Source organism: Lachnospira hominis (ex Liu et al. 2021) (assembly GCF_014287955.1).
Taxonomy (GTDB): domain Bacteria; phylum Bacillota; class Clostridia; order Lachnospirales; family Lachnospiraceae; genus Lachnospira; species Lachnospira hominis.
The window spans coordinates 134,586-159,144 of record NZ_JACOPD010000006.1; the positions used below are offsets into that span (position 1 = coordinate 134,586).

The following is a 24,559-nucleotide window of genomic DNA, read 5'->3' on the forward strand; positions in this document are numbered from 1 at the left end:
CATGAAACTTAAATATCATTTAAGAGGCCTTGGAATTGGTTTTATATTAACGACAATTATTCTAATGATTTCCAATTTGTTTGTGAATAATAATAACGGTAATAATCATGTTTCAGATAATAAAGAAACATCTGGCTCGGTGATTGCATATACAACCCAGGCAGATGAGAACAATTCTGACAAAAAAGATGAAAAGAAGACGGAACATGCAAAGACGGAGAGTGCCAAAGACAGTACAAAAGAGAGTGCGTCACAAGGTACAACACAGACTGAAACATTGTATTCAAAAGAGGGTAATACAGTTACTGTAAAATTTGAAAATGTTATATATGGTACAGCAGCTGCTGAACTTTTATATAAAGCGGGAGTTATTGATGATGAGAACTCCTTTGCATTTTATCTGCAAAACAGTGGGTATGATGCAATAATACGTGATGGTTTATATCAGATAAATATCGGCGACAGCTACGAAAATATAGCAAAAATTATAACAAAGAGCTGATACGATAAAAAAATATAAAAAATCAAAAAATATTGCTTGATTTATTATAAAAGTATTGATATAATCATCTTCGTGTGAAAAAACATGCAGGTGGATTTTGCAGTTGGTGCCGGATAACGCTTACGGTGGCTGCAAGAGTTGAAGTCTGCAAAAGATTATTTAACCAATGGAGGTATTAAAATGAGCGTAATTTCTATGAAACAGTTACTTGAAGCAGGTGTTCATTTCGGACATCAGACAAGAAGATGGAACCCTAAGATGGCTGAGTACATCTACACAGAGAGAAATGGTATCCATATTATTGACTTACAGAAGTCAGTTGGTAAAGTTGATGAAGCTTACAAGGCAGTTGCTGATATCGCAGCTAACGGTGGCACAATTCTTTTCGTAGGTACAAAGAAGCAGGCTCAGGATGCTATCGCATCAGAAGCAGAGCGTTGTGGAATGTTCTATGTAAATGAGAGATGGCTTGGTGGTATGCTTACAAACTTCAAGACAATCCAGAGCAGAATCAACAGACTTAAAGAAATCGAAGCTATGGAAGAAGATGGAACATTTGATGTTCTTCCTAAGAAAGAAGTTATCAACTTAAAGAAAGAACTTGAAAAACTTCAGAAGAACCTTGGCGGTATCAAGGAAATGAAGAGACTTCCAGATGCTATCTTCATCGTAGATCCTAAGAAGGAAAGAATCTGTGTTCAGGAAGCACACGCACTTGGTATCGAATTAATCGGTATTGCAGATACAAACTGTGACCCAGACGAGCTTGATTATGTAATTCCTGGTAATGATGATGCTATCAGAGCCGTTAAGCTTATCGTTTCTAAGATGGCTGATGCAGTTATCGAAGCAAATCAGGGTGAAGAAGCAGCTCCAGCTGAAGAGGAAGAAGTAGCTGAAGAAGCTTAATATTTAAGTATCGACTTAAGTTTATGTATGCTTCAGCCTGACATATCAGGTTGAAGCATTTTTTAAAATTAATAATAATTAATTGGAGGAAAATTATAATGGCAGCAATTACAGCAGCAATGGTTAAAGAACTTAGAGAGTCTACTGGTGCAGGCATGATGGAATGTAAGAAAGCTCTTACAGAGACAGATGGCGATATGGAAGCAGCTGTTGATGTTCTTAGAAAGAGCGGAGCAGCTAAGGTTGAAAAGAAAGCAGGAAGAATCGCAGCAGAAGGTATTACAAGAGTTGCATCTGAAGGTAATACAGCAGTTGTTGCAGAAGTTAATTCAGAGACAGATTTCGTAGCTAAGAATGCTACTTTCCAGGAATTTGTTCAGGCAGTTGCAGACAAGGCACTCAAGTCATCAGTTGAAAAAGCTGGAGATGGTGAAGATGTATGCAGTATTCTCGATATGAAGTCAGAACTTGAAGAGAAGACTCTTACAATCGGTGAGAAACTTTCTATCAGAAGATTTGAAAAGCTTACAGGTGACTGCGTAGCTTCTTATATTCACGGCGGCGGAAGAATCGGTGTTCTTGTTGCAGCAGAAGGTGCTTCAGGTGATGCTGTTAAAGAAGCTCTTACAAATATCGCAATGCAGATTGCAGCTATGAATCCGGAATATATCAGCAGAAATGATATGTCAGCAGATGAACTCGCTAAGTTAAGAGAGATTATTGTTGATAGTGCATTAAATGATCCTGCAACTCTTCCAAAGCCAATCTTAAACAAGTTAATTGAAAAAGCTATTTCAGAAAAAATCTGGAGTGATGCTGATATCGCAACTTATGAAGAACATAAGAGCAACATGCAGTATTTATTCAATTTCCTTACAAAGGAAGCTGCAGCTCAGTTAGCAGAACTTGCTTTAGCTGATAAGGCTGATATCGTAGCTGATAAGATTTTCAGCGGATTAGTAGAAGGTCGTGTTTCTAAGCAGCTTAAAGAAATTTGTCTTATGGATCAGGTTTATGTTAAAGCTGAAGACGGTAAGCAGTCAGTTGCTAAGTATATCGCAGAAGTTGGTAAAGCAGCTGGTTCATCTTTCACAATCAAGAAATTTGTTCGTTTTGAAGTTGGTGAAGGACTTGAAAAGAAGAATGAAGACTTCGCAGCAGAAGTTGCAGCACAGCTTGCTTAATTAATATATTTGAATGGTATTATAGATTATTTATTAATCCCGGTGGTTTCAGAATGACTCCGCCGGGATGTTTCTGTACTATGAGATATCTGGAAAGTTCATAAAGCATGATTTTTATATGCATAATAAATTTGAACTATAGATATTTTTATTAAATTATAGATATTATAAATGATACTATGCTTGCAATGAAAAAAATGTACTGTTATAATAATATTAAAAGAATTCGTGTGTATAGATATTAATGTAAGTTACGGCATTGCACGACATTGCACGACATTGCACGACATTTAGGTGTAAATTTAATATTAGAATAAGGAGAGATACCGCATTTTTCGTAACATAATATAAAATGCTGGTAAAAGGAAGACTATGAATGTAAAAGATCCTATCAGAAGGAGACTGAACAGAGGTTTCCTGATTATTTCGATTGTATGTTGTATTGGCCTTGTTATAAGTGATATTGTATTATTTGCGATGAGTACAAGTTATGACCATGCAATGACTAATTATGGCTTTTCACAGGGTGAAATCGGAAAGGCCATGACAGTATTTTCTGAGGCAAGAAGTTCGTTACGAGCTGTTATCGGATATAAAGAGGCTTCACAGATTGCAGAAGAAAAGAAAGATTATGAAGCAAGAAAAGAATCATTTCATACATATTATGCTAATATAGAGCAATATATGGTTACAAAAGACGGTAAGGAATCTTATGCTGCAATTGGCAAAGCACTTGATGGATATTGGGCAAAGTCAGATGCTATTATGTCATCTGGTTCTTCAACAGATGTTGTTGCATCAGCAAAAGCCCAGAAACAGGAATATGAAGAGCTTCAGCCAATGTATGATGAAGTTTATGCAGCATTCAAGAATCTTATGGATATCAATGTTTCTAATGGTACACAGCTTATAAACATACTTGATGTTTTAAGAATTGCACTTACAATATTTATTATTGGTATTTTGGCAGCCAGTGTTATTGCTTCTGCAAAGATTGGAAAGAGAATTGCTGAAAGTATTGAGAAACCTATTGCAGCACTTGCTGACAGACTTAAAACATTTGCTGAAGGCGATCTTGACAGCGAATTTCCTGAACATCAGGCAGAAGATGAGATTGCTTTTATGAATGACGAAGCAAGGCAGATGGCTGAAAATCTCAGCCTTATAATCAATGATATTAACAAAATTATGGCATCTATGGCTAATGGTGATTTTACAGTTAATACAGAGATTGAAGACAAGTACGTTGGTAAGTTTGGTGAACTTCTGCAGTCAGTACGTAATATGAACAGAAAGATGAATGCTACATTGAAGAGCGTTGAAGAATCAGCAGGACAGGTTACAGCAGGTTCTGAAAATCTTGCACAGTCAGCTCAGGATCTTGCAGAAGGTGCTACAGAGCAGGCAGGTGCAGTCGAAGAACTTCAGGCTACAATCACTACAATTACAGAACAGGTTGGCGGGACAGTAAACAACCTTATGGAAACAAGTAAGAAAGCTGAAGTATATGCTTCAGATGCTGATTCAAGCAGAGAAGATATGAAGGCTCTTATGGAAGCTATGGAGCGTATCAGTGATACATCTAAGAAGATTGAGAATATCATTTCTGATATTGAGAGCATTGCAAGCCAGACAAATCTCCTTTCTCTTAATGCCGCTATTGAAGCTGCAAGAGCAGGTGAGGCAGGTAAGGGCTTTGCAGTTGTTGCTGAGCAGATTAGAACTCTTGCAGACCAGAGTGCACAGTCAGCAGTTGATACAAGAAGTCTTATTGAAGGTGCTTTAAGAGAAGTAAGCGATGGTAACGAAGTGGCATTAAAGGCTACAGAATCAATGGAAAATGTTGTTAAGGGAATTAATGAGATTGCAACTGTTTCTAAAGAATTAAGCGAGAGCTCAAATGCACAGATTGAAGTTATGAGAGAAGCTGAAAAGGGTGTTGACCAGATTTCAGAGGTTGTGCAGTCTAACTCAGCAGCATCTCAGGAATGTTCAGCTACAAGTGAAGAGTTATCCGCACAGGCTGAAGCTATGAATGAGATTGTAAGCCAGTTCGTTCTCAGAGATTAATACATATCGTGTATATGAATAAGTAATTAATAAATCATCATCTGCATAATTAATTTATGTGGATGATGGTTTTTATTTACGCGTGTAACGAGCCAAAGTCCGTGCTTGCACGAGACCTTGGCGACTGCCGCGATAACTTGAGAAACTCGCGGAGCGTGTTTCTCATAGTTTTATAATATTTTATGAATATAAACCTTTCACAATTTTACAATATTATGTTATAATATTTCAAGATGTGCTTATACATACATTTAACCTAAGGAGGAAATTCTGATGGGGTTTTTTAAAGATTTCAAAGAAGACTTAAATGAAACAGCAAGTGATTTTTCAAAAAATTCATCTTCTGATGAAGAGATGGTTAATACTCTCAGACAGAGTGGCAAAGTAGATCCTGAACTTGCAAAGCTTTCGGCACAGATTGAGATGGGCAAAGCTGTAGGCGTTGAAGAACCAAAGAGTGAGGATGAGAAAGATGGAACTGCAGAGACTGCAGTTATAACAAAAGGTTTAACTGTAAGTGGTAACCTTGATTCTACAGGTTCAATTGATATATATGGAACTGTTACAGGTGATGTTACATGTGCGGGTGCTCTTAATATAACAGGAATATTGACAGGCAATTCAAAAGCGGGAAATGTAAAGGCTGACGGTGCAAGAATTGAAGGAAATATTGTATCAGAAAAAGCAGCTGATATTTTAAAGGATTGCGTTGTTATTGGCGACATAACAGCATCATCAACATTTATTGCAGGGGCAGTAAAAGGCAATATAGATGTGAAAGGTCCTGTTGTTATAGATTCAACAGCAGTGATAATTGGAGATATTAAGTCACAGACATTACAGATTAACAGCGGTGCAACTATTGACGGAAGATGTACACAATGTTATTCTGAAATAAATACAGCTCAGATATTTGAAAAAAAAGAAGAAGCTGCTGATGATAATTTGCAGGAGGCAGTGGCTGAAAAGGAATCACAGCCTGAACCGGAACAGAGAAATATCGATGATGTTCTTGATAATATTGCAGCTGGTAAGATGTCATCAAGTGCAGATATTAAGGATGAGTATGTAAATACATTAGAAAAATAATAATCAGAGATGGAGATAGTTATGAAGGAACTTAAAAGAGTTATACTTAAACTTAGCGGAGAGGCACTTTCAGGAGAAGCAAAATCAGGATATGATGATGCTCTGATTGAAGATATTGCCCGTCAGGTTAAAAAGATAGTTGAAAAAGGAATAGATGTTGGTGTTGTTATCGGAGGCGGTAATTACTGGCGTGGTCGTTCTAATGATAATATTGACAGGACAAAAGCAGACCAGATTGGTATGCTTGCGACAATTATGAATTGTATATATGTTTCTGAAATATTTAGATCATGTGGAATTAAGACAAATATTCTTACACCATTTGAATGTGGCAGCATGACTAAGTTGTTTTCAAAAGACAGAGCAAATAAGTATTTTGAAAAAGGCATGGTAGTTTTTTTTGCTGGTGGAACAGGTCATCCTTATTTTTCAACAGATACAGGAATTGTTCTTCGTGCGATTGAGCTTGATGCAGATGCAATTCTTCTTGCAAAAGCAATAGATGGTGTGTATGACAGCGATCCTAAGATTAACCCGGCTGCTAAGAAGTATGACACACTTCCTATTCAGGAGGTTGTTGATAAAAAACTTGGAGTTATCGATATGACAGCTTCAGTTATGTGCATGGAAAATAAGATGCCGCTAATGATATTCGGTCTTAATGAAAAAGACAGCATTCTTAATGCCATGACAGGTAAATTTAATGGTACTGTAGTAACAGTGGATTAAATAAAAATAAAATTAAATTAAATGGAGATGAGATAATGAGCGATATTAAAGAATTTGAAAATAAGATGAGCAAAACAGTAGATGCATTAAAGGAAGATTATGTTACAATAAGAGCCGGAAGAGCTAATCCGCATATTCTTGATAAGATTAAAGTTGATTATTATGGCACACCAACATCACTTCAGCAGGTTGCCAATATATCAGTTCCTGAGGCAAGAATGATTCAGATTCAGCCATGGGAGAGCAGTCTTATCAAAGAGATTGAAAAGGCAATTTTAGTATCAGATCTTGGAATTACACCTAATAATGATGGCAAGGTTATAAGACTTATTTTCCCTGAACTTACAGAAGACAGACGTAAGGAACTTGCAAAAGAAGTTAAGAAAAAAGGCGATAATGCCAAAGTTGCAATCAGAAATGTAAGACGCGATGCGAATGATTTATTTAAGAAGCAGAATAAAGCAGGAGAAATATCAGATGATGAACTTAAAGGAACAGAAGATGATATTCAGAAGCTTACAGATAAGTATGTTGGCATTATAGATGCAACAGTTGAAGAAAAAACAAAAGAAATTCTTACAGTATAATTTTTATATGTGAATCCGTGGGATTCCGGTAGCTTTTAGCAGGTTGTGCCGGCTCCTGCGGATTTTCTTTAGAAAAAACAAGGAGGCAAATCCTCTGCTCCTGCGAGGGCAGTCGCATTTTTGCTTCGCAAAAACAAGGAGGCAAATCCTCTCCTCGTCAAAGGACTCGGATTTTTGCTCCGCAAAAACAAGGAGGATTCATGGATTTTTTTAATGAAGAACTTGGACTTAAAATACCTGGTCATGTTGCTGTTATTCTTGATGGTAACGGCCGTTGGGCAAAACAGAGAAAAATGCCCAGAACTTATGGACATAAAGTAGGAAGCCAGGTTGTTGAAGATATGCTTAATATTGTTGATGATCTTGGCGTTAAGTATTTTACAGTATATGCATTTTCAACAGAAAACTGGAAACGTTCACAAGAAGAAGTTTCAACTCTTATGGGAATTTTGAGGTGGTATCTTAAAGACTGTGTTAAAAAGTCAATGAAGAATAATGTAAGATGCCGTGTTATAGGAAGAAAAGAAGAACTCAGTCCTGATATAGTACAGAGTATTGAAAATCTTGAAGAAAAGACAAAGAATAATACAGGACTTAATTTTACAATAGCTATTAATTATGGCGGAAGAGATGAGATTACAAGAGCTGTCAAAAAGATAGCAGCTGATGTAAAGGCCGGAAAAATCAATCCGGATGATATTACTGAACAGACTATTACAGATAATCTTGATACACGGGAGCTTCCGGACCCGGATCTTCTTATAAGAACAAGCGGTGAGCAGAGATTATCCAATTATCTTCCGTGGCAGCTGGCATATACGGAGTTTTATTTTACTGATACATACTGGCCTGATTTTAACAAAGAAGAGCTTATAAAGGCATTTGAGAAATATAATAAAAGAGAACGACGTTTTGGCGGCGTTAAGGAGGATGCTAAGTGAAAACTAGAATTATAAGCGGAATATTTCTTGCAATAATTGCAGCTTCATCGCTTTATGTAGGAAGCTGGTATCTGTTTCTTTTATGTGCATTTATATCGCTTGTCGGAATGTATGAATTATACAGGGCAGCCGGTATACATGAAAAGCTGCTTGGAATCTGTGGCTATGTTGTAGCTGTGGCATATTATGTGTGCGTATGGCTTGGAAAATGGCAGCTTGAAACGCTTGTTTTTGTATTTGGACTTATGGCAATCATGACAATATATGTCATAACATTTCCAAAATATAAATCGCAGGATGCAATGCTTGTCTTTACAGGAATATTTTACGTTGCAGTAATGCTTTCATATATATATAAAGTTAGAGTTGCTGGAGACGGCAAATATATAGTATGGCTTGTATTTGTATCATCATGGGGCAATGACACATTTGCATATTTTACAGGTGTTCTTTTTGGTAAACATAAGATGGCACCTAAGCTTTCTCCGAAAAAATCAGTTGAAGGAGCAGTTGGCGGTGTGACAGGTGCAACTTTACTGGGCATAATCTATGGATTTATAATAAGCGGAAGAATGTCCGGCATATTTGTGCATCCTGTATGGACATTTGCAATAGCAAGTTTTATAGGAGCGTTGTTATCTATAATCGGAGATCTGGCTGCATCTGCAATCAAGAGAAATTATGATATAAAAGATTATGGAAAACTTATTCCGGGACACGGCGGAATCATGGACAGGTTTGACAGTGTGATATTCACGGCTCCGGCTGTATATTGGGCTGTTTACTTTATCAGTCACATAATGTAAGAAAGGCTTGAATAATTATGAAAAGTGTATCTTTATTAGGTTCAACAGGTTCAATAGGAACACAGACATTAGATGTTATAAGAAAAAATAATGATATAAAAGTTGTGGCTCTCGCTGCAGGCACAAGAGTAAAAGAATTAGCTGAGCAGACCAGAGAATTTAAGCCGCAGCTTGTAAGCGTCAAAACACAGGAAAAGGCAAAAGAGCTGAAAGTTCTCCTTTCCGATATGGACGTTAAGATTGTATATGGCATGGAAGGACTTATTGAGGCAGCTACAATAGATGAAGCTGACATTGTAGTGACTGCGGTTGTGGGCATGATGGGAATAGAACCTACAATAGCGGCAATTAATGCACATAAAGATATTGCACTGGCAAATAAGGAGACACTTGTTACAGCCGGTCATATCATCATTAATCTTGCAAAAGAAAAAAATGTATCAATTTATCCTGTAGACAGCGAACATTCAGCAATATTCCAGTGCCTTAACGGTGAAAACAGGGGACAGATTGATAAAATTCTTCTTACTGCATCAGGCGGTCCTTTCAGGGGAAAGACAAGAAAAGAACTTGAAAATGTTACACTTGCCGATGCATTAAAACACCCAAACTGGGCTATGGGAAGAAAAATCACAATAGATTCATCTACAATGGTAAACAAAGGACTTGAAGTTATAGAGGCACAGTGGCTTTTTGGTGTTCCTGTTGATAAAGTACAGGTTATAGTCCAGCCACAGAGCATAATTCATTCTATGGTGCAATTTGTTGACGGTGGTGTAATGGCCCAGCTTGGAAGTCCTGATATGCGTCTTCCTATTCAATATGCATTATATTACCCTGAGAGACGAATACTCGATACTAAAAGACTTGATTTTTATGAACTTGCACAGATTACATTTGAAAAACCTGATATGGAAACATTTAAGGGACTTAAATTTGCATATAATGCAGCAGAAAGAGGCGGCAATATTCCTACAGCAATGAATGCAGCCAACGAGCTTGCAGTAAGCAGATTTCTGGACGAAAAGATAAAATATCTTGATATATATGACATAATAGAGTATGCCATGGAAAATATTAAGTATATCGACAATCCTACAGTTGAACAGATTCTTGAGACTGAAAAGACTGTATATGAAATGATTGAAAGCAGGTGGTGATTTGATTTTAAATATAATCATAGCAATTATCATGATTGGACTTATTGTCCTTATTCATGAATTTGGACATTTTATAGTCGCAAAGGCTAATGGAGTCGCTGTAGTTGAGTTTTCAATAGGCTTCGGACCTAAGCTTTTCGGAATAAAAAAGGGAGATACTGAATACTGTCTGAAGCTTATACCATTCGGTGGTGCATGTATAATGCTTGGAGACGATATGCTTACACAGTCTGATGATGGCAGTGAAGATGAAAATGGAGAAGATGAAGATTCAGATGATTTGCCTGCAAAAGAAAGAAGAGAAGAACTTTTAAAAAATTATGATGCAGACAAAGCATTTGCAGCTAAAACAGTGTGGTCAAGAATTGCAATAATAGCTGCCGGACCTGTATTTAACTTTCTTCTTGCATTTGTGTTCGCTGTTATTATAATTGGAAGTGTCGGTACAGATCCATGTACTGTTGATGTTGTAGAGGATAGTTCACCGGCGGCAGCTGCGGGACTTCAAGTTGGTGATGAGATAACAAAAATTAACAATAACGGCATTGCATTTTCAAAGGAATATGCATTTTATCAGGCATATCATGCATCTGATACAATGAATATAACATATAAGCGTGATGGTCAGAAATATACGACAACAGTTACACCCGAGTACAGAAAACTGAGTGTATACAGACTTGGTATTACTATTAGCGACAACACACTTGTTGCCTCAGTAAGTGATAATTCGGCAGCTTCAAAAGCCGGAATTGAAAAAGGCGATGTGATAGTTTCAGTTGATGGAGTAAAGCCTACGGATGACAATAAAATTCCGCAGATAATTAATAATTCAGGCGGAAAAGAGATTGAGATGGTAGTAAAACGCGACGGTCAGGATGTTACATTAAAAGTTACGCCAACACTTGTTGAAAGCGAAGAATACTATACAGGTTTTGACAGCTATGGATATCGTGTAAAAGTCAGCCCTGCACAGACAATACTCTGCTCGTTTAAAGAAGTAGGATACTGGATAGAAACAGTTGTAAAAAGTGTCGGAATGATGTTTACAGGTAAACTTGGAATTAATGATTTATCAGGACCGGTGGGCGTTGTGGATTCAGTTAATACTGTTGTTGAACAGAGTAAGCCGGATGGGGCATGGTATGTGTGTCTTAACATATTCCAGTATATTGTAATGTTAAGTGCTAACCTCGGAGTTATGAATCTCCTTCCTTTACCGGCACTTGATGGCGGAAGACTTCTTTTTATGTTTATTGAAGTGGTTAGAGGAAAACCTGTAAAGAAAGAGCGTGAGGGAATGGTTCATTTTGTCGGAATGGTTCTTCTTATGCTTCTTATGGTCTATATAATGTTTAAAGATATAGTTAATTTGTTTTAAAATATTTGTTTTAGAATGTATTGACAGGGCAGTATGTTTGTCACAAAGGTATCATAACTGTCCGGAAACGGAGTTTTTATGTACAGAGATAATACGAAAATGGTAAAAATCGGTAACTGTGTAATCGGAGGCGGAAATAAAATCGCAATCCAGTCCATGACAAATACAAGAACTGAAAATGTAAAAGAGACGGTAAAGCAGATTCTTGCTCTTGAAGAGGCAGGCTGTGACATAGTAAGATGCACGGTTCCGACGCAGGAGGCGGCAGATGCGATACGCGAGATAAAAAGATATATCCATATTCCGCTTGTTGCCGATATTCATTTTGATTACAGAATGGCAATCGCGGCGATTGAAAACGGTGCCGATAAAATCAGAATCAATCCCGGAAATATAGGAAGTACAGACAGAATCAAGGCGGTCGTAGATGCTGCAAAAGAAAGAAACATTCCTATTCGTGTCGGTGTAAACAGCGGCTCTCTTGAAAAAGACCTTATTGAAAAATATAATGGTGTTACAGCCGAAGGTCTCGTTGAGAGTGCACTTGATAAAGTTAAGATAATTGAAGATTTGGGATATGATAATCTTGTTATAAGTATCAAATCATCGGATGTTTTGATGTGCGTAAAAGCACATGAGCTTATTGCAGATAAGACAAATCATCCGCTTCATGTTGGAATAACAGAGTCAGGCACAGTATTTTCCGGAAGTATCAAATCAGCGATAGGATTAGGACTTATTCTTAATCAGGGTATCGGTGATACAATAAGAGTGTCATTAACAGACGACCCGGTAAAAGAGATTGAAGCTGCAAAGCTTATATTAAGAACACTTGGGTTGAGAAAAGGTGGAATTGAAGTTGTTTCATGCCCTACATGCGGGCGAACAAAGATTAATCTTATCGACCTTGCCGGAAGAGTTGAAAAGCTGGCAGCAGGATATGACCTTGATTTGAAACTTGCTGTTATGGGATGCGTTGTAAACGGTCCGGGAGAGGCTAAAGAAGCAGATCTTGGAATTGCAGGCGGAGACGGCTGTGGCGTCCTTATTAAACATGGTGAAGTTGTGCGTAAAGTAGCTGAAAATGAGCTGCTTGACACATTAAAGTATGAGCTTGACCATTGGAATGACTAAAAGAAATATGAATGTTTTAATGTAAATGCTTTAGAGGAGTGTTATTTAGTTGAATAAATTTTTTGAAGTGTTTAATACACTTAAAGTGCCGGAGGAAATAGGAGTTTATCTTACTGATACGGAAGTTACCCGTGTATCAAAGACATCTACCAATTCTCTGGCACGTGTCTATTTAAGCAGTGAACGGCTTATAAGCAAGCAGGTAATATACAAGGCGGAGGACGCTTTGAAAAAGCAGATATTCCGCATGAAAAATATGGATGTGCGTATAATTGACAGATACAGACTTTCAAAACAGTACACACCTGTCAAAATTATGGAAATATATTATGACAGCATATTATTTGAACTTGAGAAATATTGGACTCTCGAATATAATCTGTTGAAAAATTCACAATGGGAATTTGATGGGGAACACTGTCTTGTGCTTACTCTTGAGGACGGATTTTTGTCAAGGACATATGCCGATACGCTTGCGGATTATTTCAAAAAAATATTTTTGAACCGTTTTGGGTTTGAAATTGATGTTATATATAAATATGCAAAAAAAGAGGGAAGTCACTACGAGCTTGAAAATGAGCATAAGCTGAATCTGCGTGTCGCACAGATTGAAAAGAATATGAGGGCGGCACAGGCAGCGGGCGACGGAGTGAACGAGGATTCTTCAAAAACAGCATTTTCAAATGGAACGTCAACAAGCTCAAAATCGGAAAATGCTGCATCATCAGGTACAAAGTCAAATGATGGTGTAGTACAGGAGAATTCACGTCAATCATCGTTTGGAGACAAAAACAGAACCCAGTTTGGACAAAAGGGAAGCCAGAACGAGTATTACAAAAAGAAGCCGTCAAATCCGGATGTTTTATATGGAAGAGATTTTGACGAGGAACCTATGCCTATAGAGCAGGTGGATTCAGCACTAGGCGAGATTGTTATCGCGGGAATGATAAGAAAGGTTGACGAGCGTGAAATAAGAAATGAAAGAACAATTCTCATGTTTGACCTGACTGATTTTACGGATACGATAACCGTTAAAATGTTTATTGCAAATGCACAGCTTCCTGAAGTCAAAGAGTACATAAAAAAAGGAAACTTTATAAAAGTCAAGGGTGTTGCGGCACTTGACAGATATGATCAGGAAATCTCAATTACGAGCGTGTGGGGTATCAGAAAATCGCAGGATAACCGCGAAGTGAGAAACGATTTGTCGCTTCACAAAAGAGTGGAGCTTCATTGCCATACGAAAATGAGTGACATGGATGGTGTTTCATCTGTTTCCGATATTATAAAACAGGCAATCCGCTGGGGACACAAAGGAATTGCAATTACGGACCACGGTGTTGTGCAGGCGTTTACGGACGCTTATCACACTATGGAAGACTTGAAAGGCAAATACAAGAAAAAGGGCGAAGAGCTTGATTTTAAGATAATATATGGTGTGGAAGCTTATCTTGTAGATGATACGCGTCAGATTGTAATTAATTCAATGGGGCAGAATTTCAATGATACGTTTGTTGTATTTGACCTGGAGACTACGGGATTTTCGGCAGAAGTTGACAGAATTATCGAGATAGGTGCCGTAAAGATAAAAAATGGTGAGATTGTAGATAATTTCAGCAAATTTGTAAATCCTAAGATTCCGATTCCTTTCAGAATAGAAAAACTTACGGGAATTAACGATTCCATGGTTATGGAAGCGGAACCGATAGAAAAGATTCTTCCTGAATTTCTTGAATTCTGCGGAGATGCCGTCATGGTTGCACACAATGCAGGGTTTGATACAAGCTTTATAATAAATAACGCTGAAAGACTTGGAATAAAATATGACCCTACAATAATGGATACGGTGCTTCTGGCACAGTTTGTTATACCTAACCTTCATAATTATAAGCTGGATACGCTTTGTAAGCACCTTGCCGTATCGCTTGAAAACCACCACAGGGCTGTAGACGATGCACAGGCTACGGCATATATTTACCTTAAAATGGTAAAAATGCTTGAAGAAAGAGATATATTTGACTTGGATAAGTTAAATGAGGCAGGAAAACTAGATGATGAGGCGATAAAAAAGCTTCATCAGTATCACTGTATAATTCTTGCGTCAAGCGAGCAGGGAAGAATAAATCTTTACAGGCTTATTTCGGCATCGCATCTTCAGTATTTCAGCCGTTTTCCTAAGATTCCCAAAAGCCTTGTAAACAAATACAGGGAAGGACTTATTATAGGAAGTGCATGTGAGGCTGGAGAACTTTTCCGAGCTATGGTAAACGGCCGTTCCGAGGCTGAGATTGCAAGAATAGTATCGTTTTATGACTATCTTGAAGTACAGCCTATTGGCAATAACCGTTTTATGATAGAAAAAGATGATTATTATGTAAAAAATGAAGAAGATTTAAGAGATTTAAACAGAAGAATAATTGCACTCGGTGAGAAGTTCTCAAAACCGGTTGTGGCTACATGTGATGTGCATTTTCTTAATCCGGAAGATGAAATTTACAGGCGTATAATTATGGCTGGCAAGGGCTTTGATGACGCAGACAACCAGGCTCCGCTTTATCTTCATACAACAGAAGAGATGCTGCATGAGTTTGATTATCTCGGAAGCGACAAGGCATACGAAATTGTTGTTGAAAATACAAATAAAATTCTTAATATGTGTGAAGATATAATTCCGGTTCGTCCTGATAAAAGACCTCCGGTAATTGAAAATTCTGACCAGATGTTAAGAACGATATGTGAAAACAGGGCGTTGGAGCTTTACGGCAACCCTCTGCCTGAAATAGTAAAAGAGCGTCTTGACAGAGAGCTTAATTCAATTATCAGTAATGGATATTCTGTTATGTATATAATTGCACAGAAGCTTGTATGGAAATCAAATGATGACGGATATCTTGTTGGCTCGAGAGGTTCTGTTGGTTCATCATTTGCGGCTACGATGGCCGGTATCACGGAAGTAAATCCGTTAAGTCCTCATTATCTGTGCCCAAAATGCTACTATAACGAATTTGATTCGGAAGACGTTAAGAAATTTGCTGGCGGTGCTGGCTGTGATATGCCTGATAAAATATGTCCGAGATGCGGACACAAACTTAACAAAATGGGCTTTGACATTCCGTTTGAGACATTCCTTGGATTCAAAGGGAATAAAGAGCCTGATATCGACCTTAACTTTTCCAATGAATACCAGAGTAAGGCACATTCGTTTACCGAGGTTATTTTTGGAAAAGGGCAGACATTTAAAGCGGGAACAATCGGTACGGTTGCCGAAAAAACTGCATACGGATATGTTTTTAACTATTTTAAGGATAAATCCGAAAAAGAGGGCAGGCCAATCGTAAAAAGAAGATGTGAAATAGAGCGTATTGCCGAGGGCTGCGTGGATATACGAAGAACAACAGGACAGCACCCGGGAGGAATTGTGGTTCTGCCTATCGGTGATGAAATTCACTCGTTTACGCCAGTACAGCACCCTGCAAACGACTGTACAACAAGTATTGTAACGACACATTTCGATTACCACAGTATCGACCATAACCTGTTAAAGCTTGATATTCTTGGACATCTCGACCCTACAATGATTAGGATGTTACAGGATCTGACGGGAATTGACCCGCTTGAAATTCCGCTTGACTCAAAAGAGGTAATGTCACTTTTTAAAGATACAAGTGCACTTGGAATAACGCCTGCTGATATAGGCGGCTGTAAGCTTGGTGCATTGGGAATTCCGGAATTTGGTACTGATTTTGCCATGCAGATGCTTATCGATACGAAACCACAGTATTTTTCTGATCTGGTTCGTATTGCAGGACTTTCACATGGTACAGACGTGTGGCTTGGAAATGCACAGGTGCTCTTAAAGGAAGGAAAAGCTACAATTTCAACGGCAATCTGTACAAGAGATGATATTATGATTTATCTTATTCAGAAAGGCATTGAGAGTGAGACGGCATTTACAATAATGGAAAAAGTCCGTAAGGGTAAAGGTCTTACAGAGGAGCAGGAGACTATAATGCGTGAGCATGATGTTCCAGACTGGTATATATGGTCATGTAAAAAGATTAAATATATGTTCCCTAAGGCACATGCTGCTGCCTATGTTATGATGGCATGGCGTGTTGCATACTGCAAGGTGTTCTATCCGCTTGCCTATTACTGTGCATATTTCAGCATCAGAGCCAATGCGTTTGATTACGAAAAAATGGCAATGGGACGCGATAAGCTGGAATATTTTATAGATGATTATAAAAATAAGAAATCGCTCGGAACGATAACAAATACCGAGGAAGATGAGTTAAAAGATATGAGAATTGTCCAGGAAATGTATGCAAGAGGCTACGATTTCATACCGATTGACATATATAAGGCAAAGGCGAGAAGTTTTCAGATTATCGATGGAAAGATTATGCCGTCGTTTAAAGTCATAGACAAGGTTGGTGAAGTTGCCGGGGAAGGAATTGAGATTGCAGCAAGAGCCGGGGAATTTCTTTCAAAAGATGATTTGAGGGCAAGAGCAAAAGTCGGACAGACGGTAATAGATAAGTTAAATGATTTGGGACTACTGGGGAGTATGGCGGACAGCAATCAGTTGTCGCTTTTCGATTTCTAAAATAAGAAAATGTGTAATATATTGAAAAGAACTATTGCTTTTTATATTTTTTTTAGTTAATATGTTATCGTTTGAAAAAACGTTTTTGAAGGGAGTAAATATTTTTATATGTTAAAAAAATATCTTATAGTTTTTTTTGTTTCAATGGTTCCTCTTGTTGAATTAAGAGGTGCGATTCCTATATCACAGGGATTCCAGCTGCCTCTTCTTCAGTCATATATCATAAGTGTAATAGGAAATATGCTTCCGGTTCCTGTTATATATCTTTTTGCAAGAAAAGTCCTTGAGTGGGGAGCTGATAAGAAATATATCGGTAAGTTCTTTACTTTCTGTATTGAAAAAGGTCACAAGGGTGGTGCAAAGCTAAAGGAAAAGGCCGGCAGCGGTCTGTTTGTAGCACTTATGCTTTTTGTAGGCATTCCTATTCCGGGAACGGGAGCATGGACGGGAACACTTGCAGCAAGTTTCCTTGATATGGGATTTAAGAAGAGTGTAATAGCTGTTTTACTTGGAGTTCTTATGGCAGGAATAATTATGGGACTTGTAAGTGCAGGTGTATTTACAGCAATTTTCAGTTTCTTATAGAATATAACCAATTAGAATGTAATACATTATTTGATTTAAAATATAATCAGCCGGTGTTTTATGAAAATTTAACTGCCGGCTGATTGTATTTATAAAAGTACAAAAAAAACAAAAAAAGTGCTTGCATTATTATAAAAATATGGTATTATAAGAAAGTAATTGCTACGGCTTATTGGTCAAGCGGTTAAGACGCCGCCCTCTCACGGCGGAAACAGGGGTTCGATTCCCCTATAAGCTATTGTGTATATTTGTTTTGGAAGAGTGGGCTTATGTCCACTCTTTCGTTTTTGCCCTGGAATTAAAACAGGCAGAAGCAAATACACTACATACAACTAAATAGAAAGACAGGTGATGAATGAATGGGCAGAAGCGAAAGCTATGAGGCAAAAACTGAGCAGTTGATTCAGCCTTTAATTGATGCAAACAATTTTGAACTGGTTGATGTCGAATTTGTAAAAGAGGGCAGTGACTGGTATTTAAGAGTTTACATCGACAAGGATGGTGGAATTACAGTTGATGACTGTGAACTTATAAGCAGGGCATTTAACGAGATACTTGACAGAGAAGATTATATTTCAGAACAGTATATTTTTGAGGTCAGTTCGCCGGGACTTATGAGACCATTAAAGAAAGAAAAAGATTATAAGAGAAGCGTTGGAAAACTGATAGACATAAAGCTTTATAAACCGGTTGATAAGTGTAAGGAATTTACAGGAGTTCTTGATTCTTACGACAAGGATACGGTTACTATAAAGATGGATGATGATACACAAAAAACATTTGACAGAAGCAATCTTGCCATGATAAGACTTGCATTTTGTGAATAAGTTTGCCTGAGGCACAAGGAGGAAATAATGAGTAAAGAATTAATTACAGCACTTAATGCGTTGGAAAAAGAAAATGGTATCAGTAAGGAAGTTATGCTTGATACAATTGAGAAGTCACTTAAAGATGAGTTTAAGAACCAGTTTAATACAATTGAAAACTGCGAAGTTGTTCTTGACAGAATTACAGGTGATTTCCATATCTATGCCAACAGAACAGTTGTTGATACAGTTACACCGGCGGAAGAGATGGAAGAAAACCGCGGCAAGAAAGAAGCTGAAAAGTTTGTATATGGCAAGGAAATTTCATATGCAGATGCTAAGAAGATTAAGCCTGACTGCCAGATTGGTGATGTATTAAGAGTTGAGATTAAGTCAGAAGAATTTTCAAGAAGAGCTGCTAAGAGTGCTAAAGGAACTATCGTTCAGAAAATCCGTGAAGAAGAAAAGAATGCTATTTATAATGAATATCATTCAAAAGAACATGAGATTATAACAGGTATTGTTCAGAGAATTGATGATAAGGGAAATATTCTTGTTGATATTGGCAGAACACAGACAACATTAAAGAAAAATGAATGTGTTAAAGGTGAGAATTACCAGAGAGGAGACAGAATCAAACTTTATGTTCTTGAAGTTTCTAATGGTAATAAGAATAACAATAACGACCCTAAGGCTGACAAAGAAAAGTCTGGTCCGCTCGTAATACGTGTTTCAAGAAAGACACCTTACCTTGTAAAGAGACTTTTTGAGGAAGAAGTTGCAGAGATTAAAGACGGTGTTGTTAAGATTGTAAGCATCGCAAGAGAAGAAGGCTCAAGAACAAAGATTTCTGTTAAGGCAGAAGTTCCTAATGTTGATCCTGTAGGTGCATGTGTAGGTATTAATGGTGCAAGAGTTAAGGCTATTGTAAACGAACTCGGCAACGAGCAGATTGATATTATTGAATGGGATGAGAATCCTGCACAGTATATCGTTAATGCTTTAAGTCCTGCAAAAGTTGTATCTATATCAGCATGTGATGATGAAAATGGCAAGAAGGCTACAGTTGTTGTTTCAGATCAGCAGCTTTCGCTTGCAATCGGCAAGGCCGGACAGAATGTAAGACTTGCAGCAAAGCTTACAGGCTATGGCATTGATATCAAGAGCGAATCACAGATTGAAGATAGTGCAAAGCCAGAATCAGATGATGAGACAGATATAGATGATGATATGCTTGTATTTTCAGAAGATACAGATACACAGGCTGAGACTGACGCTGACGAAGTGAACGAATAATATAGACATAATCTTTAAAACCGGGAGTGATGAAATTGGGCACAACAAAGAAAATTCCACAAAGACAATGTGTCGGCTGTCGTATGATGAAGAATAAGAAAGAACTTATACGCATTTTAAAGACAGATGAAGGAATTATAATTGATGATACAGGCAAGAAAAATGGCAGAGGTGCATATATATGTCCTAATGCACAATGTTTAAAGAAAGCGATAGAAAATAAAGGTCTTGAGCGTTCTTTTAAAATGCCTGTTGATAAGGAAGTGTATGATAATTTGAAAGGAGTATTTGAGAATATTGAAGCAGGATAAAACATTGCTGATGCTGGGACTGGCACAGCGTGCGGGAAAAGTTGCCAGCGGTGAATTTTCAACTGAAAAGGCAGTGAAATCTAAAAAGGCATTTCTTGTCGTAGTTGCATCAGATGCTTCAGACAATACAAAGAAAATGTTTTCAGATATGTGCACTTTCTATAAAGTTCCAATTGCATTTTACAGTGATAAAGTTTCACTTGGTCATGCAATTGGAAAAGAGTTTCGTGCATCACTGGCAGTTTTGGATGAAGGTTTTGGAAAGCAGATACAAAAACACTTGGAAATTGGTATGGAATAATGCAGATGTTAAATTAAGAACATTGTGTTATTCGGAAAAGAGGTTAAATGGCTAATATGAGAGTTTATGAGTTGGCAAAGGAATTAAATATAACGACAAAAGATATTGCGGATTTGCTTGACAACAATAATAAAACATATAAGACAATGAGTGGTCTTAATGATGATGAAGTTGCAAAAGTCCGTGGAAAGTTCGGACATAAGAGTGGTGCGGCAGGCAATGCATCAAAACCAAAGAATGAAAAGGCAAATGAGGCAAAGATGACAGAAAACAATACACCAAAGAAAGATATAACAAAAGAACCTGTAAAGGATACAGCAGATAAGAAGTCACATGTTTCTGAGCTGTATTTTCCACAGAACAGTTCTAAGGGTGGAAAAGATAATAAGAATGTAAAGAATGATAATTCTGGTGCAAACCGTGGCAATGCACCAAAGAATGGTAATTCAGACAATAGAAATTCACGTAATGATAACCGTCCAAACCAGAATGGTGACAGAAATGGAGACAACAGAGGTTTCCGTAATAATGATAACCGTGGCGACAGAAACGGAAATAACAGAAATTTCCGTAATAATGACAACCGTGGTGACAGAAACGGAAATAACAGGAATTTCCGTAATAATGACGGACGTCCAAACCAGAATGGTGACAGAAACGGAAATAACAGAAATTTCCGTAATAATGACAACCGTGGCGACAGAAACACAGATAATAGAAACGGAGACAACAGAGGTTTCCGTAATAATGATAACCGTGGTGACAGAAACGGGGATAACAGAGGCTTCCGTAATAATGATAACCGTTCAAACCAGAATGGTGACAGAAATAATAACCGTCAGGGTGGATTTTCAAATCAGGGCAGAAGAAATGACAGAAGAGATTCGGCACCTAAGGATGATTTCCTTTTTGAGACAAAGCCTGATTCAAGAAGACCTGATTCAAGAAAAGATAATCATAAAAATGACCGCAAGAAAGATGTGGAAGTTAAAGAAAATCTTAAATTTGCAAATAGCCAGTTAAAGAAGAATGTCAAGAAAGAAGAAAAAGAAGAAGATACAATCAAACAGCTTGTTCTTCCAGACAGCCTCACAATCAAGGAACTTGCAGATAAGATGAAAGTACAGCCTTCAGTAGTTGTAAAAAAATTATTTATGCAGGGCAAAGTTGTAACTATCAATCAGGAGATTGATTATGATACAGCTGAGGAAATTGCACTTGAATTTAACTGTATCTGTGAGCATGAAGTTAAGGTCGATGTGATTGCAGAACTCCTCAAAGAGGATGAGGAACCGGAAGAAAAGATGGTTCCAAGACCACCTGTTGTATGTGTAATGGGTCATGTCGACCATGGTAAGACATCTCTTCTTGATGCAATCCGTGAGACACATGTTACAGATAAAGAATTCGGTGGTATCACACAGAAAATCGGTGCTTATACTGTAGATGTAAACGGTCAGTCAATAACATTTCTTGATACACCTGGTCATGAGGCATTTACAGCTATGAGAATGCGTGGTGCACAGGCAACAGATATTGCTATTCTTGTAGTAGCAGCAGATGATGGTGTTATGCCACAGACAATAGAGGCTATTAACCATGCAAAGGCAGCTGATGTTGAAATTATCGTAGCAGTAAATAAGATTGATAAGCCTAATGCAAATGTTGAAAAAGTTAAGCAGGAACTTACAGAATACGGTCTTATTGCAGAAGACTGGGGCGGTTCTACAATATTTGTACCTGTATCAGCACATACTAAGGAAGGTATTGATGAACTTCTCGAGATGATTCTTCTTACAGCAGAGGTGCATGAGCTTAAAGCTAATCCTGACAGAAATGCAAGAGGTATTGTTATCGAGGCAGAGCTTGACAGAGGCCGTGGCCCTGTGGCAACAATTCTTGTACAGAAAGGTACTCTTCATGTAGGCGATAATGTGGCAGCAGGTGCAAGTTATGGTAAAATCAGAGCTATGATTGATGATAAGGGACGCCGTGTCAAAGAAGCTGGTCCTTCAACTCCTGTTGAGATTCTTGGTCTTAATGATGTGCCTAATGCAGGTGAAATAATTATGGCTATGGATAGCGATAAAGAGGCAAGAAATGTTGCAGAGACATTTATAAGTGAAGGCAAGAAGAAGCTTCTTGACGATACAAAGCATAAAGTTTCACTTGATGCATTATTTGAGCAGATTCAGGCAGGTAATGTAAAAGAGCTTGGTCTTATTATCAAGGCTGATGTACAGGGTTCAGTTGAAGCTGTTAAGCAGAGTCTTGTTAAGCTTTCAAATGATGAAGTTGTAGTTAAGGTAATCCATGGCGGTGTCGGTAATATCAACGAATCCGATGTTGTTCTTGCATCAGCTTCAAATGCAATTATTATCGGATTTAATGTAAAACCTGATAATCAGGCCAGAATCGTTGCTGAAAGAGAAAAAGTCGATATGAGACTTTATACTGTAATCTACAATGCTATTGAAGATGTAGAAGCTGCATTAAAGGGTATGCTTGAACCGATTTATGAAGAAAAAGTAATTGGTCAGGTTGAAATCCGTCAGATATTCAAGGCTTCAGGAATAGGTAATATCGCCGGATGTCTCGTTACAGAAGGCCGTGTTACAAGGGATTCAAAAGTACGTCTCACAAGAGATAAAGAGCAGATTTATGAAGGACCTCTTGCATCACTTAAACATTTTAAGGATGAAGTAAAAGAGGTTAAGGCAGGTACTGAATGTGGTATTGTATTAGAAAACTTCAATGACATTCAGGAAGGTGATAAGTTAGAAGCATATATCATGGTTGAAGTTCCAAGATAGGAGTTAGAGAGTTTATGCGTAAAAACAGCGTGAAAAATACCCGCATTAACGGCGAGGTTTTGAAAGAATTAAGCAATATTATACGCAGTGAAATTAAGGACCCAAGAATCAACCCGATGACATCAGTTGTCGCGGTTGAAGTTGCTCCTGATTTAAAAACATGCAAAGCATATATCAGTGTGCTGGGGGATGAGATTTCACAGCAGGATACAATAAAAGGTCTTAAAAGTGCTGAGGGCTATATCAGAAGACAGCTCGCAAAAAATATTAATTTGAGAAATACTCCTGAGATTACATTTATACTGGATCAGTCAATTGAATACGGAGTAAATATGTCTAAGCTGATAGACGAGGTTACTAAAAAAGACAGAGAAAATGACAGAGAGAATGGTGACTTATGATATTAAGTGATATTTTAAAAGATGTTAAAAGTGTCGGAATTACAGGTCATATAAGACCTGATGGTGACTGCACGGGCTCTGTTCTTGCATTATATAATTACATTGTGGAGAATATGCCTGAAACAGATGTTGATTTATATCTCGAACAGCCGGGCAGTGAGTTTTACTATCTTAAAAATATTGACAAAATAAAAAATACACCTGAAGATAAGAAATATGATGTGTTTTTTGTCCTTGACTGCAGCAGTCTTGACAGAATAGAACCATTTATAAGCTGTTTTAACAATGCATCCAAGACAGTGTGCATTGACCACCATGTCAGCAATACAGGATTTACAGATTTGAGTAAAATTGAACCACAGGCAAGTTCAGCATGTGAAGTTTTATATGGTACTATGGATGCTGATAAAATCAGCCGTAATGTGGCAGAATGTATTTATACAGGAATTATTCATGATACAGGTGTATTTAAATACAGCTGTACATCAAAGAAGACAATGGAAATTGCCGGCGAAATGATGGAAAAAGGAATTGATTATTCCGATATTATAGATAATACATTTTACAAGAAAACATATGTCCAGAATCAGATTCTTGGAAGGGCACTTCTTGAAAGTGTATTGTTTTATGATGGAAAATGTATATTTACTACTGTCACAATTGATGAGATGGAATTTTATGGCGTTACAGGCAGAGAACTTGGAGGCATAGTTGAACAGCTTCGTCTTACAGATGGCGTTGAGGTTGCGATATTCCTTTATCAGACAGGAGAAGAATATAAAGTAAGTCTTCGCTCAAAGAAAAAAATCGATGTTGCAGCAATTGCAACACAGTTTGGCGGCGGCGGACATGTGCGTGCTGCCGGATATACTGCAAAAGGTTCGGTATACCAGATAATAAACAGTATAGGCGAATTGATTGAAAAGCAGTACAATGCAATGTGAATTA

General features: G+C 37.7%; 21 protein-coding genes and 1 tRNA gene. All 22 read left to right on the forward strand.

Annotated elements, in window-relative coordinates; translation table 11 throughout:
- Window position 1: 1 nt before the first annotated feature.
- Window positions 2–502: a hypothetical protein gene (locus tag H8S01_RS09635; protein WP_186837042.1), complete on the forward strand. Its 501-nt coding sequence runs from the start codon at window positions 2–4 to the stop codon at window positions 500–502.
- 180 nt (window positions 503–682) lie between these two features.
- Window positions 683–1,411: a 30S ribosomal protein S2 gene (gene rpsB / locus H8S01_RS09640; RefSeq protein WP_186837043.1), complete on the forward strand. Its 729-nt coding sequence runs from the start codon at window positions 683–685 to the stop codon at window positions 1,409–1,411.
- A gap of 98 nt (window positions 1,412–1,509) precedes the next feature.
- Window positions 1,510–2,595 (forward strand): translation elongation factor Ts, encoded by a 1,086-nt coding sequence (tsf, locus tag H8S01_RS09645; RefSeq protein WP_186837044.1) that lies wholly within the window; start codon window positions 1,510–1,512, stop codon window positions 2,593–2,595.
- 372 nt (window positions 2,596–2,967) lie between these two features.
- Window positions 2,968–4,665 (forward strand): methyl-accepting chemotaxis protein, encoded by a 1,698-nt coding sequence (locus H8S01_RS09650; protein WP_186837045.1) that lies wholly within the window; start codon window positions 2,968–2,970, stop codon window positions 4,663–4,665.
- 273 nt (window positions 4,666–4,938) lie between these two features.
- The gene (locus H8S01_RS09655; protein WP_186837046.1) at window positions 4,939–5,754 is read left to right on the forward strand and encodes a bactofilin family protein; all 816 of its coding nucleotides are present in this window, start codon (window positions 4,939–4,941) and stop codon (window positions 5,752–5,754) included.
- A gap of 21 nt (window positions 5,755–5,775) precedes the next feature.
- A complete protein-coding gene (gene pyrH / locus H8S01_RS09660; RefSeq protein WP_186837047.1) occupies window positions 5,776–6,483 on the forward strand; it encodes a UMP kinase in 708 nt (235 codons plus the stop codon).
- 35 nt (window positions 6,484–6,518) lie between these two features.
- Window positions 6,519–7,070 carry a ribosome recycling factor gene (frr, locus tag H8S01_RS09665; protein WP_186837048.1) on the forward strand — a complete coding sequence of 184 codons (552 nt, stop codon included), beginning with the start codon at window positions 6,519–6,521 and terminating at the stop codon, window positions 7,068–7,070.
- A gap of 200 nt (window positions 7,071–7,270) precedes the next feature.
- Entirely contained in the window at window positions 7,271–8,011 is a 741-nt protein-coding gene (locus tag H8S01_RS09670; RefSeq protein WP_186837049.1) for an isoprenyl transferase, read from the forward strand.
- On the forward strand, window positions 8,008–8,817 hold the full coding sequence (locus H8S01_RS09675) for a phosphatidate cytidylyltransferase (RefSeq protein WP_330605570.1): 810 nt from the start codon (window positions 8,008–8,010) through the stop codon (window positions 8,815–8,817). Before H8S01_RS09670 ends, H8S01_RS09675 begins: the two co-directional genes overlap by 4 nt.
- A 17-nt stretch (window positions 8,818–8,834) precedes the next feature.
- A complete protein-coding gene (locus tag H8S01_RS09680; RefSeq protein WP_186837050.1) occupies window positions 8,835–9,977 on the forward strand; it encodes a 1-deoxy-D-xylulose-5-phosphate reductoisomerase in 1,143 nt (380 codons plus the stop codon).
- A 1-nt stretch (window position 9,978) separates the two neighbouring features.
- A complete protein-coding gene (gene rseP / locus H8S01_RS09685) occupies window positions 9,979–11,358 on the forward strand; it encodes an RIP metalloprotease RseP (RefSeq protein ID WP_021867133.1) in 1,380 nt (459 codons plus the stop codon).
- Between the two features lie 78 nt (window positions 11,359–11,436).
- Complete coding sequence (ispG, locus tag H8S01_RS09690) at window positions 11,437–12,492, forward strand: flavodoxin-dependent (E)-4-hydroxy-3-methylbut-2-enyl-diphosphate synthase (protein WP_186837051.1); 1,056 nt, start codon at window positions 11,437–11,439, stop codon at window positions 12,490–12,492.
- 49 nt (window positions 12,493–12,541) lie between these two features.
- Window positions 12,542–17,098: a PolC-type DNA polymerase III gene (locus tag H8S01_RS09695; RefSeq protein WP_186837052.1), complete on the forward strand. Its 4,557-nt coding sequence runs from the start codon at window positions 12,542–12,544 to the stop codon at window positions 17,096–17,098.
- Window positions 17,099–17,206: 108 nt separating this feature from the next.
- Window positions 17,207–17,683 carry a COG2426 family protein gene (locus tag H8S01_RS09700; RefSeq protein ID WP_186837053.1) on the forward strand — a complete coding sequence of 159 codons (477 nt, stop codon included), beginning with the start codon at window positions 17,207–17,209 and terminating at the stop codon, window positions 17,681–17,683.
- 166 nt (window positions 17,684–17,849) lie between these two features.
- A tRNA-Glu gene (locus tag H8S01_RS09705) sits at window positions 17,850–17,921 on the forward strand.
- A 121-nt stretch (window positions 17,922–18,042) separates the two neighbouring features.
- Window positions 18,043–18,510, forward strand: coding sequence for a ribosome maturation factor RimP (rimP, locus tag H8S01_RS09710; protein ID WP_021867137.1), 468 nt, complete (start codon window positions 18,043–18,045; stop codon window positions 18,508–18,510).
- A 27-nt stretch (window positions 18,511–18,537) separates the two neighbouring features.
- Window positions 18,538–19,785: a transcription termination factor NusA gene (gene nusA, locus H8S01_RS09715; RefSeq protein WP_021867138.1), complete on the forward strand. Its 1,248-nt coding sequence runs from the start codon at window positions 18,538–18,540 to the stop codon at window positions 19,783–19,785.
- 35 nt (window positions 19,786–19,820) lie between these two features.
- Window positions 19,821–20,096 carry an RNase P modulator RnpM gene (gene rnpM, locus H8S01_RS09720; protein ID WP_021867139.1) on the forward strand — a complete coding sequence of 92 codons (276 nt, stop codon included), beginning with the start codon at window positions 19,821–19,823 and terminating at the stop codon, window positions 20,094–20,096.
- Window positions 20,083–20,397, forward strand: coding sequence for a L7Ae/L30e/S12e/Gadd45 family ribosomal protein (locus H8S01_RS09725; protein WP_021867140.1), 315 nt, complete (start codon window positions 20,083–20,085; stop codon window positions 20,395–20,397). The genes rnpM and H8S01_RS09725 overlap by 14 nt, the downstream gene beginning before the upstream one ends.
- Window positions 20,398–20,444: 47 nt before the next feature.
- Entirely contained in the window at window positions 20,445–23,210 is a 2,766-nt protein-coding gene (gene infB / locus H8S01_RS09730; protein WP_021867141.1) for a translation initiation factor IF-2, read from the forward strand.
- 14 nt (window positions 23,211–23,224) lie between these two features.
- Window positions 23,225–23,611, forward strand: coding sequence for a 30S ribosome-binding factor RbfA (rbfA, locus tag H8S01_RS09735; RefSeq protein ID WP_021867142.1), 387 nt, complete (start codon window positions 23,225–23,227; stop codon window positions 23,609–23,611).
- Window positions 23,608–24,555, forward strand: coding sequence for a DHH family phosphoesterase (locus H8S01_RS09740; RefSeq protein ID WP_186837055.1), 948 nt, complete (start codon window positions 23,608–23,610; stop codon window positions 24,553–24,555). Before rbfA ends, H8S01_RS09740 begins: the two co-directional genes overlap by 4 nt.
- Window positions 24,556–24,559: the final 4 nt, after the last annotated feature.